Genomic DNA, 16,037 nt, shown 5'->3' with positions numbered 1-16,037 from the left:
TCCACTCGGTGGACGGGGCTCAGAGCCGTGGCGATCAGTGCTGGTCGGTGACGACCGGTGCGGAGATCAGTGGTGGCCGTGGCCGCTGGTGATCTCCTCGTACTCCTGGGTGGTCGCCTTGGGAATCTGGTTCCCCTCGGCGTAGTAGCCCTTGGAGAGCTTCACCCGGAGCTTCTCGCTCGCCTTGACCTTGCGCTTCACGCCGTTCTCGTCGACGGACGGGCCGATCTCGGCGGGCTTGTACTGCTCGTGCGCGGTGAGCTTGTGCAGCTGCTCCTGGTCGAGCGGCTCGTGCACCTCGATGAACTCACCGTGCGGCAGCCGCTTGATGACACCGGTCTCGCGACCGTGCAGCACCTTCTCGCGGTCGCGCCGCTGCAGCCCCAGGCAGATCCGCTTGGTGACGATGAACACCAGGATCGGTCCGGCGATGAAGAAGATCCGCACGAACCAGGTGATCGAGTTGATCGACAGGTTGAAGTGCGTGGCCCACAGGTCGTTGCCGCCGCCGATCAGCATGATGAAGTACGCGGCGATCCAGGCGGCGCCGAAGGCGGTGCGCGTCGGAGCGTTGCGCGGGCGGTCCAGGATGTGGTGCTCGCGCTTGTCGCCGGTGATCCAGGACTCGATGAACGGGTAGACCGCGATCGCGCCCAGCACCAGCGGGAAGATCATCAGCGGGATGAACACACCCAGGTTGAGCGTGTAGCTGTCCCAGAGGACGATCTCCCAGCCCGGCATGAACCGGATCAGACCCTCGGCGAAGCCCATGTACCAGTCGGGCTGGGCGCCGGTGGACACCATGTCGGGCCGGTAGGGGCCGAGCGCCCAGACCGGGTTGATCGAGGCGATCGCCGCGATGGCCGCGATGATGCCGAAGACCAGGAAGAAGAAGCCTCCGGCCTTGGCCATGTAGACCGGCAGCAGCGGCATGCCGACGACGTTCTTGTTGGTCTTCCCGGCACCCGCGAACTGCGTGTGCTTGTGGTAGAAGACCAGGATCAGGTGGGCCACGACCAGGCCCAGCATGATGCCGGGCAGCAGCAGGATGTGGATCGAGTAGAACCGGGCGACCATGTCGCCGCCGGGGAACTCGCCGCCGAACAGGAACATCGAGATGTACGTGCCGACGATCGGCATGGACAGGATCGCGCCCTGCGTGAAGCGGACACCGGTGCCGGAGAGCAGGTCGTCCGGGAGCGAGTAGCCGGTGAAGCCGGTGAACATGCCGAGGACGAACAGCAGGAAGCCGAACAGCCAGTTGATCTCACGCGGCTTGCGGAACGCGCCCGTGAAGAAGACGCGCATCATGTGGATGAACATGGCCGCGAGGAAGATCAGGGCGGCCCAGTGGTGGATCTGCCGGATCAGCAGACCGCCGCGGACCTCGAAGCTGATGTCCAGCGTCGAGGCGTAGGCCTCACTCATCAGCACGCCCTGCATCGGGACGTACGCACCGCTGTACTCCACCTCGTTCATCGACGGGTGGAAGAACAGCGTCAGGTACACACCCGTGAGGATGATGATGATGAAGGTGTAGAGCGCGATCTCACCCAGCATGAAGGACCAGTGGTCCGGGAAGATCTTCCGCATGTTGGCCTTGGCCAGGCTGTAGACGCCCAGCCGGCCGTCGGCCCAGTCGGCGACCCGCTCGCCCGCGGGTGCCTTGCGCTTGTCGTCAGTTGCGGTACTCATCCGCGCTCCCAGAAGGACGGGCCGACGGGCTCCTCGAAGTCGCCGAGCGCCTCGAGGTAGCCCTCATCGTTCACGCCGATGCGCAGCTGCGGCAGCGGGTGACCGGCCGGGCCGAAGATGACCCGGGCGCCGTCGGTGAGGTCGAAGGTGGACTGGTGGCACGGGCAGAGGACGTGGTGCGTCTGCTGCTCGTACAGGCTGATCGGGCAGCCCACGTGGGTGCAGATCTTGGAGTACGCGACGATGCCCTCGTGGCCCCACTCGAGCTCGCGCTTGTCCTTGATGTCATCCGGCTCCAGGCGGACGATCATCAGGGCGGCCTTGGCGATCTCGTTCAGGAAGTCGTGGTCGTGCTCGCTCATCCCCTCGGGCATGGCGAAGGTCAGCGACCCGACGGCGACGTCCTCGGGACGCAGCGGCTCGTGCGTGTTCTGGTTGACCAGCCGCTTGCCCTTGGCCCACTTGGTGTGCCGCAGCTTGTCCTCCGGCAGCGGACCGAGGTCACGCAGCAGGACGACGCCGGAGAGCGGCACCAGCGCCAGGGCGCCGAACATGGTGTTCCGGATCAGCTTGCGGCGGCCCAGGCCGGACTCCGCGGCGCCCTGCCGGAAGTCCTCCATGACCTTCGCCTTGACCTCGGGCGGGGCCTCGATCTCGTGCCGCTCGTCGGCGATCTCCACGTCGGACATCAGGGTGCGGGCCCAGTGGACCGCGCCCGCGCCGATGCAGAACAGCGCGAGGCCCAGCGTCAGTCCCAGCGAGAAGTTCAGCGCACTGACCCGGCCGAACGGCCAGATGTACACGATCTTGTCGATCGGGAACGCGACGAAGGAGGCGATGAACGCGACCGTCGACAGCATGGACACGGTGAACAGCAGGGCGACGGTGCGCTCGGAGCGCTTGGCGGCCCGCTCGTCGATGTCCTGGACGCGGTGCTCGTGGGGCGGCAGCCCCGGATCCGCGAACGGGTTCTTGTCGGCGGGCTCCACCGCGCTCGACTCGGTGGCCTGCTCGCTCGGCAGGCTCGTCTCGGGAATGTCTTGGCTACTCATGACTTCTTGGCCTTTGCGGTCCGCGCGGCGACCCAGACGGCGACGGTGACGAGGGAGCCGAGGCCGAAGACCCAGGCGAACAGGCCTTCACTGACCGGGCCGAGACCGCCCAGCGAGAGGCCGCCGGGGTTCGGGGTCTCCTCGCCGTTCACCGCGTCGAGGTAGGCGATGATGTCCTTCTTGGCCTTCTCCGGCATCGTCGTGTCGGGGAAGGACGGCATGTTCTGCGGGCCGGTCTGCATCGCCTCGTAGATGTGCTTCGGCTCGACGTCGCCGAGCGGCGGGGCGTACTTGCCTTCCGTCAGCGCGCCGCCCTCACCGGTGAAGTTGTGGCACTGCGCGCAGTTGTTGCGGAAGAGCTCGCCGCCCTTGCCGATGTCGGCGCCCTCGGGGCTGTACTGGTCGGCCTTGGGCACGGAGGGACCGGCGCCCAGCGAGGCGATGTACGCCGCCAGCTGGTCGATCTCGGCCTGGCTGTAGATCTTCTTCTTCCGCGGCACCTGGGCGCCCTGCGAGGTGGCGGCCGGCATCCGGCCGGTGCCCACCTGGAAGTCGACCGCCGCGCTGCCCACGCCCACCAGGCTCGGCCCGTCGGACCCGCCCTGGCCGTTGGCCCCGTGGCAGCTGGAGCAGCCCACCGAGTAGAGCTTCTTGCCCTCCTCGATGGCGAGGGACTGGGCGGTCTCGTCGGCCTGCGCCTTGTCCGCGGGCGCGAACACGGCGTACAGCCCCCCGGTGGCCGCCAGCGCGAAGAGTAGGACGACGACCGCCGCCAGCGGATGGCGTCGTCGTGCGGAGAGCTTTTTCACGGATTACCCCGGTGTCAGGATCTTCTGCGTCGGTACTTCAGGACTGTGTCGGACTCAGCGCCCGATTACTTGATCAGGTAGATCGTGGCGAAGAGGCCGATCCAGACCACATCCACGAAGTGCCAGTAGTACGACACGACGATGGCGGCCGTTGCCTGATCATGGGTGAACCTCCTGGCCGCGTACGTCCTGCCGAGTACCAGCAGGAAGGCGATGAGACCGCCCGCCACGTGCAGGCCGTGGAAGCCGGTGGTCAGGTAGAACGCCGAGCCGTAGGCGTCGGACGAGAGCGTGAGGCCCTCGTGGACGAGCTCGGTGTACTCGAAGACCTGGCCGCCGATGAAGATCGCGCCCATGATGAAGGTCAGGATGAACCACGCCCGGAGCTTCTTCACATCGCCGCGCTCGGCCGCGAAGACACCCATCTGGCAGGTCAGCGAGGACGCCACCAGGATCGCGGTGTTCGTCAGCGCGAACGGGAGGTTCAGCAGGTCGGCCTGGCCGGACCAGAAATCGGCACCCGTCACCGATCGCAGGGTGAAGTACATCGCGAAGAGGGCCGCGAAGAACATCAGCTCGGAGCTCAACCAGATGATGGTTCCGACGCTGGTGAGGTTCGGTCGATTGACCGTCGGGTGTGCGTGCCCGGTATCTACTGTCGTTACTGTCGCCACGACCGACATTATGTCGGTCGCTTATCCCGCCCTCACTCCGGGGGGTGCCGTTCGGAGTGTCCGCGGCCCATGTCCAGCCCGGATGGCCCATCGAAGCCCTGTGCGTACCAGTGTTGACGGGGTGTGTGACGGAGTAGCATCCGCGCATCGGTTCAGATGCGATGTTGTCGACGAAGCGGAGCACCCATGCAGCCCACCGCCACGGTCCTGGTCTACAGCGACGACTCGAACACCCGTGAACAGGTGCGTCTCGCGACCGGCCGCAGGCCGGCCCCGGATGTGCCGCGGGTCGAGTTCGTCGAGTGCGCCACGCCCGCCGCGGTCCTCAGGGAGCTGGACCGGGGCGGGATCGACGTCTGCGTCCTGGACGGCGAGGCGTCGCCCGCGGGCGGCATGGGGGTGTGCCGGCAGATCAAGGACGAGATCTTCCAGAGCCCGCCGGTGCTGCTGCTGATCGCCCGCCCGCAGGACGCCTGGCTGGCCACCTGGAGCCGCGCGGAGGCCGCGGTGACGCTGCCGGTGGAGCCGGTGGAGTTCGCCGGGGCCCTGGCCGCTCTGCTGCGCACCAGGGCCCTCGTACAGGCCTGACCGCGCGTCCCTGAGGGCGTTCCGGTCACGCCCGCCCGGTCACATCCGTTCGGCCACGCCCGCCCGGTCACACCTGCGGCCGGAGCCGGGCGGCGTCGGCCGGGCTCTGGCCCTCGCGGGTTCCGGCCAGCAGGGAGCTGCCCTCGCGCCACTTCTTCCAGCTCATGTTCCAGTCGCCGTAGCCGTTGCCGAAGACGGGCATCGTCTCGCCGTAGCTGTTGATGGTCCGGACGAGGTCGCCCTGGCGCACGGTGTTGAAGAACCAGGCCGCGTTGCCGGTGCTCATGCCGACGCAGCCGTGGCTGACGTTGGCGTAGCCGTGCGAGCCCGTGGACCAGGGCGCGGCGTGCACGTACTCGCCGCTGTGGGTGACGCGGGTCGCGTAGTAGACCGGCAGGTCGTACGAGTCGGAGCTGCCGGCGGGGATGCCGATGCTGGTGCCCCGCATCCGGACGAAGTACTCCTTTCCCAGGATGACCTTGACGCCGTTTCGGGTGGAGTAGCCCGGCTTGCCGGTGGTGACCGGCATCGAGTTGATCTGCTCTCCGTTGCGGTAGACGGTCATCCAGTGCGATGAGGCGTTCACCACAGCTTCGATCTTGTCGCCGGTCTTCAGGCGCAGCGGCTTGGTCGCCGTGCCCCTCAGCCGGTCGTTGATCTTGAGGCCCGCGAGGTGCGAGGTCGCCTCGATGGTCGCGCCGGCCGGCCAGTACTCCTTGGGCCGGTAGTGCAGGGTCTCGCTGTCCGCCCAGTGCCAGGCGCCCTCCACGGCGGGCGTCGAGCGCACGGTCAGGGCGCGTTCCACGACGGCGCGGGCCTTCTTGCCCTTGACCGGGGCGCTGAGCTTCGCGGTGACCGGCTGTCCCACGCCGTAGGTGCCCGCCCGCGGGCCGAACTCGACCTTGAGCGCCTTCGCCTTGGCGTCGCCGGTCCGGAACGTCAGCGTCTTGTGCCCCGGCGCGCCGTCGCCGTTCTCGGTGCCGACCTTGACCTCGTACGCGGCGTTCGCGGCCAGCGGTGCGGTGCTGTGCCAGCGCGATCCGTCGGCGGAGAGCTCACCCGCGATATGACGGCCCTTCGCGTCGGTCGCCGTGACGTCGGTGATGCGCCCGTCCGCGCCCTGGGCGGTCACCTCCAGCGGCTGGTCCGGGTCCGCCTTCTTGCCTCCTTCGGGCCCGTTGAAGGCGATCTGCCCGGTCGCGTCATACGGCTTCGAGGAGAGCGGATGGCTGTCGGAGCCGCAGGCCGAGGCCCCCGCGCCGCCGGCGACCACCAGCAGAGTGCAGCTCAGTATCGTGTGGATTCGCGGTGAGTGGCTCATGACCACACGCTAGGAAGCCGCGTCAACCACGGCACGCCGAGTGACCCGTACGAGGGGCGGAGATTACGGCGAACGAGGGGCCCGGACGCTCCCTGACGGAGTGTCCGGGCCCCTCGGGGTCCCGCTGTGTGTTACGCGCCGGTCTCGCGGGCCGGTGCTAGCGGCTCACTGGTTCTGGTTCTCGCCGCGGTAGTACTCGAAGACCCAGCCCCACAGGCCGATCAGGAGCAGCGGGGCGGAGAAGTACAGCAGCCACCAGCCGAAGACGACGCCCATGAAGGCGAACGCGCCGCCGACCGCCAGCGCGAGCGGCTGCCAGCTGTGCGGGGAGAAGAACCCCAGCTCGCCGGCCTCGTCCGCGACGTCGGCTTCCTTGTCGTCCTGCGCCATCTGGTCGACCCGCCGGGCCGTGAAGGCCAGGTAGAAGCCGATCATGGCGCACAGGCCGAAGGCCATGAAGAGCGCCGCGGTGCCGACCGGCTCCTTGGACCACCAGCCGTAGACACCGGCCATGATGAGGATGAAGATGCTCAGCCAGCCGAACATCTTGCCCTGGATACTCACTTGTCACCCTCCTTGCTTGCCGCGACGACGCTGGCGCCGTGACCGGCGTGCTCGAGCTGGTCGAGAGCGGCGATCTCCGGGTGGTGCAGGTCGAACGCCGGGGATTCGGAGCGGATCCGGGGCAGGGTGAGGAAGTTGTGCCGCGGCGGCGGGCAGGACGTGGCCCACTCGAGCGAGCGGCCGTAGCCCCACGGGTCGTCGACCTCGACCTTCTTGCCGTACCTGGCCGTCTTCCAGACGTTGTAGAAGAACGGCAGCATCGACAGGCCGAGCAGGAACGAGCTGATCGTGGAGATGGTGTTCAGCGCCGTGAACCCGTCCGCGTCCAGGTAGTCCGCGTAACGCCGCGGCATGCCCTCGGCGCCCAGCCAGTGCTGCACCAGGAAGGTGCCGTGGAAGCCCACGAACAGCGTCCAGAAGGTGATCTTGCCGAGCCGCTCGTCCAGCATCTTGCCGGTGAACTTCGGCCACCAGAAGTGGAAGCCGGAGAACATCGCGAACACCACGGTGCCGAAGATGACGTAGTGGAAGTGCGCGACGACGAAGTACGAGTCGGAGACGTGGAAGTCCATCGGGGGCGAGGCCAGGATGACGCCGGTCAGACCACCGAAGGTGAAGGTGATCAGGAAGCCGACGGCCCAGAGCATCGGGTTCTCGAAGGACAGGCTGCCCTTCCACATGGTGCCGATCCAGTTGAAGAACTTCACACCGGTGGGCACCGCGATCAGGAAGGTCATGAAGGAGAAGAACGGCAGCAGCACACCGCCGGTGACGTACATGTGGTGCGCCCACACCGTCACGGACAGACCGGCGATCGCGATGGTCGCGCCGATCAGACCCATGTAGCCGAACATCGGCTTACGCGAGAAGACCGGGATGACCTCGGAGATGATGCCGAAGAACGGCAGCGCGATGATGTACACCTCTGGATGGCCGAAGAACCAGAAGAGGTGTTGCCAGAGCAACGCTCCGCCGTTTTCCGGAGCGAAGATCTGGGCCCCGAACTGCCGGTCGGCCTCCAGGGCGAACAGCGCGGCGGCCAGCACCGGGAAGGCGAGCAGGACCAGCACACCGGTCAGCAGCACGTTCCAGGTGAAGATCGGCATCCGGAACATCGTCATGCCGGGGGCGCGCATGCAGATGATCGTGGTGATGAAGTTGACCGAGCCGAGGATCGTGCCGAAGCCGGAGAAGGCCAGACCCATGATCCACATGTCGGCGCCGACGCCCGGCGAGCGGACCGCGTCCGACAGCGGGGAGTAGGCGAACCAGCCGAAGTTCGCCGCGCCGTCCGGGGTGAGGAACCCGGCCACCGCGATCAGCGAGCCGAAGAGGTACAGCCAGTACGCGAACATGTTCAGCCGCGGGAACGCCACGTCGGGCGCGCCGATCTGCAGCGGCATGATCCAGTTCGCGAAGCCGGCGAACAGCGGGGTCGCGAACATCAGCAGCATCACGGTGCCGTGCATCGTGAACGCCTGGTTGAACTGCTCGTTCGACATGATCTGCGTGCCCGGACGGGCCAGCTCGGCGCGCATGAAGAGCGCCATCAGGCCACCGACGCAGAAGAACACGAACGACGTGATCAGGTAGAGCGAGCCGATCGTCTTGTGGTCCGTGGTGGTAAGCCACTTCACCACCACATTGCCGGGCTGCCTACGCCGGTACGGCACCTCGTCTTCGTACGAGTGGTCCGTCGCGGCGGCACCCTGGGGTTCGTTGAGGATGCTCACAGTTGGTTCTTCTCCGCGTTCCTGGCCGGGTCCGTCTGCTCGATGCCGGACGGGATGTAGCCGGTCTGCCCCTTGTCGGCCAGCTCCTTGAGGTGCTGCTGGTAGCGCTCCGGGGAGACCACCTTGACGTTGAACAGCATCCGGGAGTGGTCGACGCCGCAGAGCTCGGCGCACTTGCCCATGAAGGTGCCCTCCTGGTTGGGGGTCACCTCGAAGACGTTGGTGTGGCCCGGAATGACGTCCTGCTTCATCAGGAACGGCACCACCCAGAAGGAGTGGATGACGTCACGCGAGGTCAGGATGAACCGGACCTTCTCGCCCTTGGGGAGCCAGAGGGTCGGACCGGGGTTGCCGTTCTGCGGGTTCCGCTCGCCGGGCGTGCCGGCCACGAACACGCCGCCGGCGTTGTCCGGGAAGTCCTCCTTGTACCGGTCCGGGATGGCCGCCAGTTCCTTGCTGGTCTTGGCGTCCTCCCCGTCGGAGCCCGGTACGTTCTCGATGTAGTTGAAGCCCCAGCTCCACTGGTAGCCGACCACGTTGATGGTGTGCGGCGGCTTGTCCTCGAGCGCGAGGAGCTTCGTCTCGTCCCGAGCGGTGAAGTAGAACAGCACCGAGACGATGATGAGCGGAACCACGGTGTACAGCGCCTCGATGGGCATGTTGTACCGGGTCTGCGGAGGTACCTCCACCTTGGTGCGGCTGCGCCGGTGGAAGATGACGCTCCACAGGATCAGACCCCACACCAGGACGCCCGTGGCGAGCGCGGCCGCCCACGAGCCCTGCCAGAGGGACAGGATCCGCGGGGCCTCCTCAGTGACCGGAGTGGGCATTCCGAGGCGGGGGAAGTCCTTGTAGGTGCAACCGGTAGCGGTCGCGAGGATCAGGCCCGCAGTCAGCACCTGCGGCAGCTTCCGCCGCATCGGGCGCCGCGACGAGCGGTCGGAGCCGTTGGGACTCACGTAGCGCCTTCCCGAGAGTCTCGCCCGCTCGACCGGGCTCGTCCGTGGAGATGGTCGGGCTCCGGCCCGTACACGGGCAGGGGTTTGGATGTTTATGCGGACCAAACCCTACTGGACGCTATTTGGGGTCGCGCGGGGAGGGTCCCCAACGCGCCGTGGCACTCCCCGAAGGGGTGGCCTGATCGCGTGAAACGCACCGCTCGCCCCCTCGAACAGCCCTCCCCACCTGGCAACTGACGCCCGCTGAGATCCCCGCGGCGCACGCCCGTCCCGGACCGGGGATAGCGTGGCCGGGTGCCCTACTTCGACGCCGCGTCCTCCGCTCCGCTGCACCCCGTCGCCCGGCAGGCCCTGCAGGCCTCGCTCGACGAGGGGTGGGCCGATCCGTCCCGGCTCTATCGCGAGGGGCGGCGGGCCAGGCTGCTGCTCGACGCGGCCCGTGAGGCGGCGGCGGAGGCGGTGGGCTGCCGCCCCGACGAGCTGGTCTTCACCTCGTCCGGCACCCGCGCGGTGCACTCCGCGGTCGCGGGCGCGCTCGCCGGGCGTCGGCGTGTCGGATCCCGTCTGGTCGTCTCCGCGGTCGAACACTCGTCGGTGCTCCATTCGGCGGCGGCCCATCGGGAGCAGGGGGGCCGGGTGACCGAGGTGCCGGTGGACCGTACCGGCCGCGTCGACCCGGCGGCGTACGCGGCGGCGCTGGGCGAGGACACCGCGCTGGCCTGTCTGCAGTCCGCCAACCACGAGGTGGGAACCGAACAGCCGATCGCCGAGGTAGCCGCGGCGTGCCGGGCGGCCGATGTGCCACTCCTGGTGGACGCGGCCCAGTCGCTGCCGTGGGGCCCGGTGGACGGCGACTGGTCGCTGCTCACCGGCAGCGCGCACAAATGGGGCGGACCGGCAGGGGTCGGGCTGCTCGCCGTACGCAAGGGGACGCGGTTCGCACCCCAGGGGCCCGCCGACGAGCGGGAGTCCGGGCGCGCCCCCGGCTTCGAGAACATCCCGGCGATCGTGGCGGCGGCCGCGGCGCTGCGGGCGGTGCGGGCCGAGGCCGCCCAGGAGGCGGCGCGGCTGCGCGAGCTGACCGGCCGGATCCGGGTCCGGGTGCCCGAACTGGTGCCGGACTGCGAGGTGGTGGGCGACCCGGAGCGGCGGCTGCCGCATCTGCTGACGTTCTCGTGTCTCTATGTCGACGGAGAGACCCTGCTGCGTGAGCTGGACGTGGCGGGCTTCTCGGTGTCGTCCGGCTCGTCGTGCACCAGCTCGACCCTGACCCCCAGCCATGTGCTGCGCGCGATGGGCGTGCTCACCGAGGGGAACGTCCGGGTCTCGCTGCCGACGGGTACGCCGACCGACGACGTCGACCGCTTTCTGCGGGTGCTGCCAGGGGTGGTGTCCGCCGTTCGGGAGCAACTGGACGCGCCGCGCCCGGCGGCCGAGCACACCGGGAGCGCCGAGAACGCCGAGAACACCGGGACACGGACGCTGGTCGTCGACTCGCTGGGCAAGCGGTGTCCGATCCCGGTGATCGAGCTGGCCAAGGTGATCGGCGACGTCCCGGTGGGCGGGACGGTGACGGTGCTGTCCGACGACGAGGCCGCCCGGCTCGACATCCCGGCGTGGTGCGAGATGCGCGGCCAGGAGTACGTCGGCGAGGAGCCGGCGGACCGAGGCAGCGCCTACCTGGTCCGCCGGCTCTCGTGAACGCCGCTGGCTAGGGCCTGTCCTAGGCCAGGTGCTCCTTGACCTCGGTCGCGGCCTCGAAGCCGTACGCCTTGGTGAAGCGGTCCATGAAGTGGGTGCGGCGCAGCGTGTACTCCTGGGTGCCCATGGTCTCGATGACCAGGGTGGCGAGCATGCAGCCGACCTGCGCCGCGCGCTCCAGGCTGACGCCCCAGCCCAGGCCGCACAGGAAGCCCGCGCGGAAGGCGTCGCCGACGCCGGTCGGGTCGACCTTGCCCTCCTCCTGCGGGACGCCGACCTCGATCACGGGCTCGCCCTTGCTCTCGATGCGGACGCCGCGCGAGCCGAGCGTGGTGACCCGGTGGCCGACGCGGTCCAGGATCTCCTCCTCGCTCCAGCCGGTCTTGGACTCGATGAGCCCCTTCTCGTACTCGTTGGAGAAGAGGTACGCGGCGCCGTCCAGGAGGGTGCGGATCTCGTCGCCGTTCATCCGCGCGATCTGCTGGGAGAAGTCGGCGGCGAACGGGATGGAGCGGGTGCGGCACTCCTCGGTGTGGCGCAGCATCGCCTCGGGGTCGTCCGCGCCGATCAGGACGAGGTCGAGTCCGCCGACCCGGTCGGCCACGTTCTTGAGCTCGATGAGCCGGGCCTCGCTCATCGCGCCCGTGTAGAAGGAGCCGATCTGGTTGTGGTCGGCGTCCGTGGTGCAGACGAAGCGGGCGGTGTGCAGCACCTCGGAGATGCGTACGGACGCGGTGTCCACGCCGTGCCGGTCGAGCCAGGCGCGGTACTCGTCGAAGTCCGAACCGGCGGCGCCGACCAGGATCGGGTGTCCGCCGAGCTGCCCCATGCCGAAACAGATGTTGGGGCCGACGCCTCCCCTGCGGACGTCGAGGTTGTCCACCAGGAAGGACAGCGAGACCGTGTGCAACTGGTCGGCGACCAGCTGGTCGGCGAAGCGACCAGGGAAGGTCATCAGGTGGTCGGTGGCGATGGAGCCGGTGACAGCGATTCGCACGGCTTTAGTCTCCTGCGGAAGGCAGCGGGGGAGATTGACAGTTCACGCTACCCGTTGAGGGCCGGTGGATTGAACGGGGAAAACTACCCGATAGTAGACCTTCTTTGTCCGGGCGGCGCCTGCGTACGGTGCTGATATGCCGAAGCACAGCGTGATCGCGGAGCCCGTCGACCTCAGCCTCGAACAGCTGCGCGGGGACTGCGCGCGGATGGCGCCCCACTGGGCGGCGCCCGCCGTGACCGCTCCCGCGCCCGTTCCGCCGTCGCTCATCCACGGCGTCGTCGTACCGCCCCACTCGGCGAGGCTGCTGGACGCCATGTCGGAGTACGGCGACTGAAACGGGGGCGCGGGACGGGAACCGCGCGCTCCCCCGCCGCGTCTCATCGTCGCTCCCTCTTCGGGGGGATGTCCGATACGGCATGAGACGGCGGCACAGGTGAAGGAGCGATGCGGTGAGCACCGAGGAACCCGAGAGGGACGAGGCACCCGCCCGGCGACGTACCCCGTTGGCCGTCGCCTCGGTCGCGGCCGGGGTGCTGCTGGTCGGCGGCGGGGGCGCGTATCTCGCGACCGGCGCTTCGGGAGACGGCGGCGGTGCGGGCGCCGACGGGTCGAGCGCCGACGCGGCCCCACCCCCGCTCGACCTGGACGGCCTCGTCACCCGCGGTACGGAGTCGGACGGGGCCGGTGTGGCGCCCGGCGAGCCGGACCCGAGCGGGGCGAGGTACCGGGCGGTCGGCGCGCTGCCCGACGGACCCGACGCGGCCCCGGTGTACCGGGCGCGCGGCGAGGTCACCCGCGAGCAGGTGGAGCGGCTCGCGACGGCCCTGAAGATCGAGGGCACACCCCGGCTCGACGGCGCCGCCTGGACGGTCAAGCAGGTGAAGGACGACCTCGGGCGGGAGCTGCGGGTGCACAAGCGGGCGCCGGGCAGCTGGACGTACACGCAGTACGGCACGGCTGACTGCGCGAAGACCCGCTGCGCGCCCGTCGGCGGGAAGGGCCTCGCCCAGATGGTCGGCCCGATCAGCGAGCAGGAGGCCAAGGCCGCGGCCGCGCCGCTGCTGAAGGCGCTCGGCCAGGACGACGCCAAGCTCGACGCCGGGGAGACCCAGGGGCCGACGGTCCGGGTGGTGAACGCCGATCCGGTGATCGGCGGGCTGCCCACGTACGGCTGGTCGACGCAGGTCCGGGTCGGCGTGGAGGGCGCCGTGGTCGGCGCGAGCGGCCATCTGGCGAAGCCGGTGAAGGGGGCCAGCTATCCGGTGCTCGACGCGGCCGAGACGCTGAAGCGGCTGAACGCACCCGCGGCGGGCGCCAGCCGGGGCGCCATCGCCGGGTGCGCCAGCGCCGTACCGCACGAGCCCGGCACCGCGCCGGACGACGCCGCCACGCCGGACGGCGGCGCGCCGGGCCGGGACGCCGCCGCGACGAGCGGCGGCCGGGGCGCGAGCCAGCAGCCCTGTGCGCCGAGTACGGACGTCCCGGAGCGCCCGAAGGCCCCGAAGGCTCCGACGGTGGTCGTGGAGGACGCGGTGTTCGGGCTTGCGGCGCACCATGAGCGGGGGCGGCAGATTCTGGTGCCGTCGTGGCTGTTCGAGGCGCGGCCGCACGCCGACCAGAGCGTCACGATCACGCACCCCGCGGTGGATCCGACGTATCTGGACCCGCCGCCCGCGCAGCCGAGCCCCGACTCGGTGGAACCCGCAGAACCCGCAGAGCCCGCGGAGCAGCGCAACGCCGCGATCGAGTCGTACAGCGCCGACGGCAGGACGCTGAGCCTGCACTTCTGGGGCGGCGCGTGCTCCGCGTACTCCGCGTCCGCCGAGGAGCGCGGCGGCCGGGTGACCGTCAAGATCACCGAGACCACGCCCGACCCGGACAGGGTCTGCATCATGCTCGCCAAGGAGCTCACCGAGACGGTGACCCTGGACAAGCCGCTGGGCGACCGTGAGGTCGTCGACACCACGGGGGCCACGGTGCCCCGCAGGTAGCGCGTACGCCGGAACGCGCACAGGCGGCGGCCCCCCGAGCCGGGGGACCGCCGCCTGTGTGTGGGCTCAGCTGAACGAGTCGCCGCAGGCGCAGGAGCCCGTGGCGTTGGGGTTGTCGATGGTGAAGCCCTGCTTCTCGATGGTGTCGACGAAGTCGATGGAGGCGCCGCCCAGGTACGGGGCGCTCATCCGGTCGGTGACGACCTTGACGCCGTCGAAGTCCTTGACGACGTCGCCGTCCAGCGAGCGCTCGTCGAAGAACAGCTGGTAGCGCAGGCCGGAACAGCCGCCGGGCTGAACGGCGACGCGCAGCGCCAGGTCGTCGCGCCCTTCCTGGTCGAGCAGGGCCTTGACCTTCGCCGCGGCGGCGTCGGAAAGGAGAATGCCGTCGCTGACAGTGGTCTTCTCGTCCGATACGGACATCTGCTTCTCTCCCGAGTTGTTCGGACTGCTTGCCGACGGGTGCAACCGTCGGGGCCGCGGATTCATTCCAGGCCTTGGGCGCTTTCGACCGCGCGCCGGATTCGCCGTGCTCGTGCTGCCCCTTCATGCTCGCATACCCGCGCGGTCGGGAGCAGCGTCCCGGCGACCGGGGATGCGTCACATCGACACGATGGCCATCGTCAATCTGACGTGAACCGGTTATGATAGATAGCGTCATTTCGACGAGAAGCCTCCTCAGGGCACCTTGGCGCTCCCTGGCGGCTTCTTCAGTTGCTCCGTAGAACAGAAAGGGTGCGTGTCGTGACCACCGCCCAATCCCCCGTGGATCTCGGCGTCCAGCCGACGCCTCTCGCCCTGCTGCTGCTCGGCCGCGACGCCGACCCCGGGAGTGAGCGCGGCGTGGAGTGCCCCGGCGATCTGCCGTCGCCCTCCGACCCGGACCTCGTGGCCCGTGCCCGCGCGGCCAAGGAGAAGCTCGGCGACAAGGTCTTCGTGCTCGGCCACCACTACCAGCGCGACGAGGTCATCCAGTTCGCGGACGTGACCGGTGACTCCTTCAAGCTGGCCAGGGACGCGGCCGCCCGGCCGCAGGCCGAGTACATCGTCTTCTGCGGTGTGCACTTCATGGCCGAGTCCGCGGACATCCTGACCACCGACGACCAGAAGGTGGTCCTGCCGGACCTGGCGGCCGGGTGCTCGATGGCCGACATGGCCACCGCCGAGCAGGTCGCGGAGTGTTGGGACGTCCTGACCGAGGCGGGCATAGCCGAGCAGGTGGTGCCCGTCTCGTATATGAACTCCTCGGCCGACATCAAGGCGTTCACGGGCAAGCACGGCGGCGCCATCTGCACCTCGTCGAACGCCAGGCGCGCCCTGGACTGGGCGTTCGAGCAGGGCGAGAAGGTGCTGTTCCTGCCGGACCAGCACCTGGGCCGGAACACCGCCGTACGGGACATGGGCATGTCCCTGGACGACTGCGTCCTCTACAACCCGCACAAGCCGAACGGCGGGCTGACCGCCGAGCAGCTGCGGAACGCGAAGATGATCCTGTGGCGCGGCCACTGCTCGGTGCACGGCCGCTTCTCGCTGGACTCGGTCAACGAGGTACGCGAGCGGGTTCCCGGTGTGAACGTGCTGGTGCACCCCGAGTGCAGGCACGAGGTGGTGGCAGCCGCGGACTACGTGGGCTCGACGGAGTACATCATCAAGACCCTGGAGGCGGCCCCGGCCGGTTCCAAGTGGGCCATCGGCACCGAGCTCAACCTGGTGCGGCGGCTCGCGGACCGCTTCGCCGCCGAGGGCAAGGAGATCTCCTTCCTCGACAAGACGGTGTGCTTCTGCTCGACGATGAACCGCATCGACCTGCCGCACCTGGTGTGGGCCCTGGAGTCGCTGGCCGAGGGAAACCTGGTCAACCAGATCCAGGTCGACACCGAGACCGAGAGCTTCGCGAAGCTGGCGCTGGAGCGCATGCTGGCGCTCCCGTAGCCCCGCACACCAGCCTTC

Annotated in this window: 15 protein-coding genes; 5 read left to right on the top strand and 10 right to left on the bottom strand. The window is 69.0% G+C overall.

The annotated features are described in order from the left end of the window. Positions 1-66: 66 nt before the first annotated feature. From qcrB to ctaE, 4 genes are all read right to left on the bottom strand, one after another. Positions 67-1,695, bottom strand: coding sequence for a cytochrome bc1 complex cytochrome b subunit (gene qcrB / locus ACX6XY_RS12955; RefSeq protein WP_460329539.1), 1,629 nt, complete (start codon positions 1,693-1,695; stop codon positions 67-69). Continuing rightward, complete coding sequence (gene qcrA, locus ACX6XY_RS12950; protein WP_460329537.1) at positions 1,692-2,747, bottom strand: cytochrome bc1 complex Rieske iron-sulfur subunit; 1,056 nt, start codon at positions 2,745-2,747, stop codon at positions 1,692-1,694. The genes qcrB and qcrA overlap by 4 nt, the downstream gene beginning before the upstream one ends. Next, on the bottom strand, positions 2,744-3,556 hold the full coding sequence (gene qcrC / locus ACX6XY_RS12945; protein ID WP_460329535.1) for a cytochrome bc1 complex diheme cytochrome c subunit: 813 nt from the start codon (positions 3,554-3,556) through the stop codon (positions 2,744-2,746). The genes qcrA and qcrC overlap by 4 nt, the downstream gene beginning before the upstream one ends. Positions 3,557-3,621: 65 nt before the next feature. Next, entirely contained in the window at positions 3,622-4,239 is a 618-nt protein-coding gene (gene ctaE / locus ACX6XY_RS12940; protein WP_460329533.1) for an aa3-type cytochrome oxidase subunit III, read from the bottom strand. A gap of 177 nt (positions 4,240-4,416) precedes the next feature. Between ctaE and ACX6XY_RS12935 the strand changes: the two genes are divergently transcribed. Further along, on the top strand, positions 4,417-4,818 hold the full coding sequence (locus ACX6XY_RS12935) for a hypothetical protein (RefSeq protein WP_460329531.1): 402 nt from the start codon (positions 4,417-4,419) through the stop codon (positions 4,816-4,818). Positions 4,819-4,885: 67 nt separating this feature from the next. On the opposite strand, the gene ACX6XY_RS12930 is transcribed toward ACX6XY_RS12935, so the two are convergent. The 4 genes from ACX6XY_RS12930 to ctaC form a co-directional block, all read right to left on the bottom strand. After that, complete coding sequence (locus tag ACX6XY_RS12930; RefSeq protein WP_460329529.1) at positions 4,886-6,139, bottom strand: L,D-transpeptidase; 1,254 nt, start codon at positions 6,137-6,139, stop codon at positions 4,886-4,888. A gap of 165 nt (positions 6,140-6,304) precedes the next feature. Next, positions 6,305-6,703 (bottom strand): cytochrome c oxidase subunit 4, encoded by a 399-nt coding sequence (locus ACX6XY_RS12925; protein ID WP_460329527.1) that lies wholly within the window; start codon positions 6,701-6,703, stop codon positions 6,305-6,307. Next, positions 6,700-8,436 carry an aa3-type cytochrome oxidase subunit I gene (ctaD, locus tag ACX6XY_RS12920; RefSeq protein WP_460329525.1) on the bottom strand — a complete coding sequence of 579 codons (1,737 nt, stop codon included), beginning with the start codon at positions 8,434-8,436 and terminating at the stop codon, positions 6,700-6,702. The genes ACX6XY_RS12925 and ctaD overlap by 4 nt, the downstream gene beginning before the upstream one ends. Further along, positions 8,433-9,395: an aa3-type cytochrome oxidase subunit II gene (gene ctaC, locus ACX6XY_RS12915; protein WP_460329523.1), complete on the bottom strand. Its 963-nt coding sequence runs from the start codon at positions 9,393-9,395 to the stop codon at positions 8,433-8,435. Before ctaC ends, ctaD begins: the two co-directional genes overlap by 4 nt. A gap of 294 nt (positions 9,396-9,689) precedes the next feature. On the opposite strand from ctaC, the gene ACX6XY_RS12910 reads away from it, so the two are divergent. Next, positions 9,690-11,096, top strand: coding sequence for an aminotransferase class V-fold PLP-dependent enzyme (locus ACX6XY_RS12910; protein WP_460329521.1), 1,407 nt, complete (start codon positions 9,690-9,692; stop codon positions 11,094-11,096). 22 nt (positions 11,097-11,118) lie between these two features. Here ACX6XY_RS12910 and ACX6XY_RS12905 read toward each other — a convergent pair whose 3' ends face one another. Next, on the bottom strand, positions 11,119-12,093 hold the full coding sequence (locus ACX6XY_RS12905) for a carbohydrate kinase family protein (protein ID WP_460329519.1): 975 nt from the start codon (positions 12,091-12,093) through the stop codon (positions 11,119-11,121). A 136-nt stretch (positions 12,094-12,229) separates the two neighbouring features. Between ACX6XY_RS12905 and ACX6XY_RS12900 the strand changes: the two genes are divergently transcribed. Together ACX6XY_RS12900 and ACX6XY_RS12895 are read left to right on the top strand one after the other, a co-directional pair. Further along, positions 12,230-12,430, top strand: a complete 201-nt coding sequence (locus ACX6XY_RS12900) for a hypothetical protein (protein WP_460329517.1) — start codon at positions 12,230-12,232, stop codon at positions 12,428-12,430. A gap of 115 nt (positions 12,431-12,545) precedes the next feature. Next, positions 12,546-14,087, top strand: coding sequence for a hypothetical protein (locus ACX6XY_RS12895; RefSeq protein ID WP_460329515.1), 1,542 nt, complete (start codon positions 12,546-12,548; stop codon positions 14,085-14,087). Between the two features lie 66 nt (positions 14,088-14,153). Here ACX6XY_RS12895 and ACX6XY_RS12890 read toward each other — a convergent pair whose 3' ends face one another. Next, positions 14,154-14,510: a HesB/IscA family protein gene (locus ACX6XY_RS12890; RefSeq protein WP_018848827.1), complete on the bottom strand. Its 357-nt coding sequence runs from the start codon at positions 14,508-14,510 to the stop codon at positions 14,154-14,156. A 312-nt stretch (positions 14,511-14,822) separates the two neighbouring features. Here ACX6XY_RS12890 and nadA point away from each other — a divergent pair, with 312 nt between their 5' ends. Beyond that, a complete protein-coding gene (gene nadA / locus ACX6XY_RS12885) occupies positions 14,823-16,019 on the top strand; it encodes a quinolinate synthase NadA (protein ID WP_460329512.1) in 1,197 nt (398 codons plus the stop codon). The last annotated feature ends 18 nt before the right edge of the window (positions 16,020-16,037 follow it).

Source organism: Streptomyces sp. O3 (assembly GCF_054788135.1).
Note: the sequence above shows the minus strand (reverse complement) of the source record. Positions and strands in the feature narration are given on the sequence as shown.

Excerpts from the sequence above, each read along its gene's own strand:
- ACX6XY_RS12930 (WP_460329529.1), bottom strand. The coding sequence starts at position 6,139 with ATGAGCCACTCACCGCGAATCCACACGATACTGAGCTGCACTCTGCTG.
- qcrA (WP_460329537.1), bottom strand. The coding sequence starts at position 2,747 with ATGAGTAGCCAAGACATTCCCGAGACGAGCCTGCCGAGCGAGCAGGCC.
- qcrB (WP_460329539.1), bottom strand. The coding sequence starts at position 1,695 with ATGAGTACCGCAACTGACGACAAGCGCAAGGCACCCGCGGGCGAGCGG.
- ctaE (WP_460329533.1), bottom strand. The coding sequence starts at position 4,239 with ATGTCGGTCGTGGCGACAGTAACGACAGTAGATACCGGGCACGCACAC.
- ACX6XY_RS12890 (WP_018848827.1), bottom strand. The coding sequence starts at position 14,510 with ATGTCCGTATCGGACGAGAAGACCACTGTCAGCGACGGCATTCTCCTT.
- ACX6XY_RS12900 (WP_460329517.1), top strand. The coding sequence starts at position 12,230 with ATGCCGAAGCACAGCGTGATCGCGGAGCCCGTCGACCTCAGCCTCGAA.
- ACX6XY_RS12935 (WP_460329531.1), top strand. The coding sequence starts at position 4,417 with ATGCAGCCCACCGCCACGGTCCTGGTCTACAGCGACGACTCGAACACC.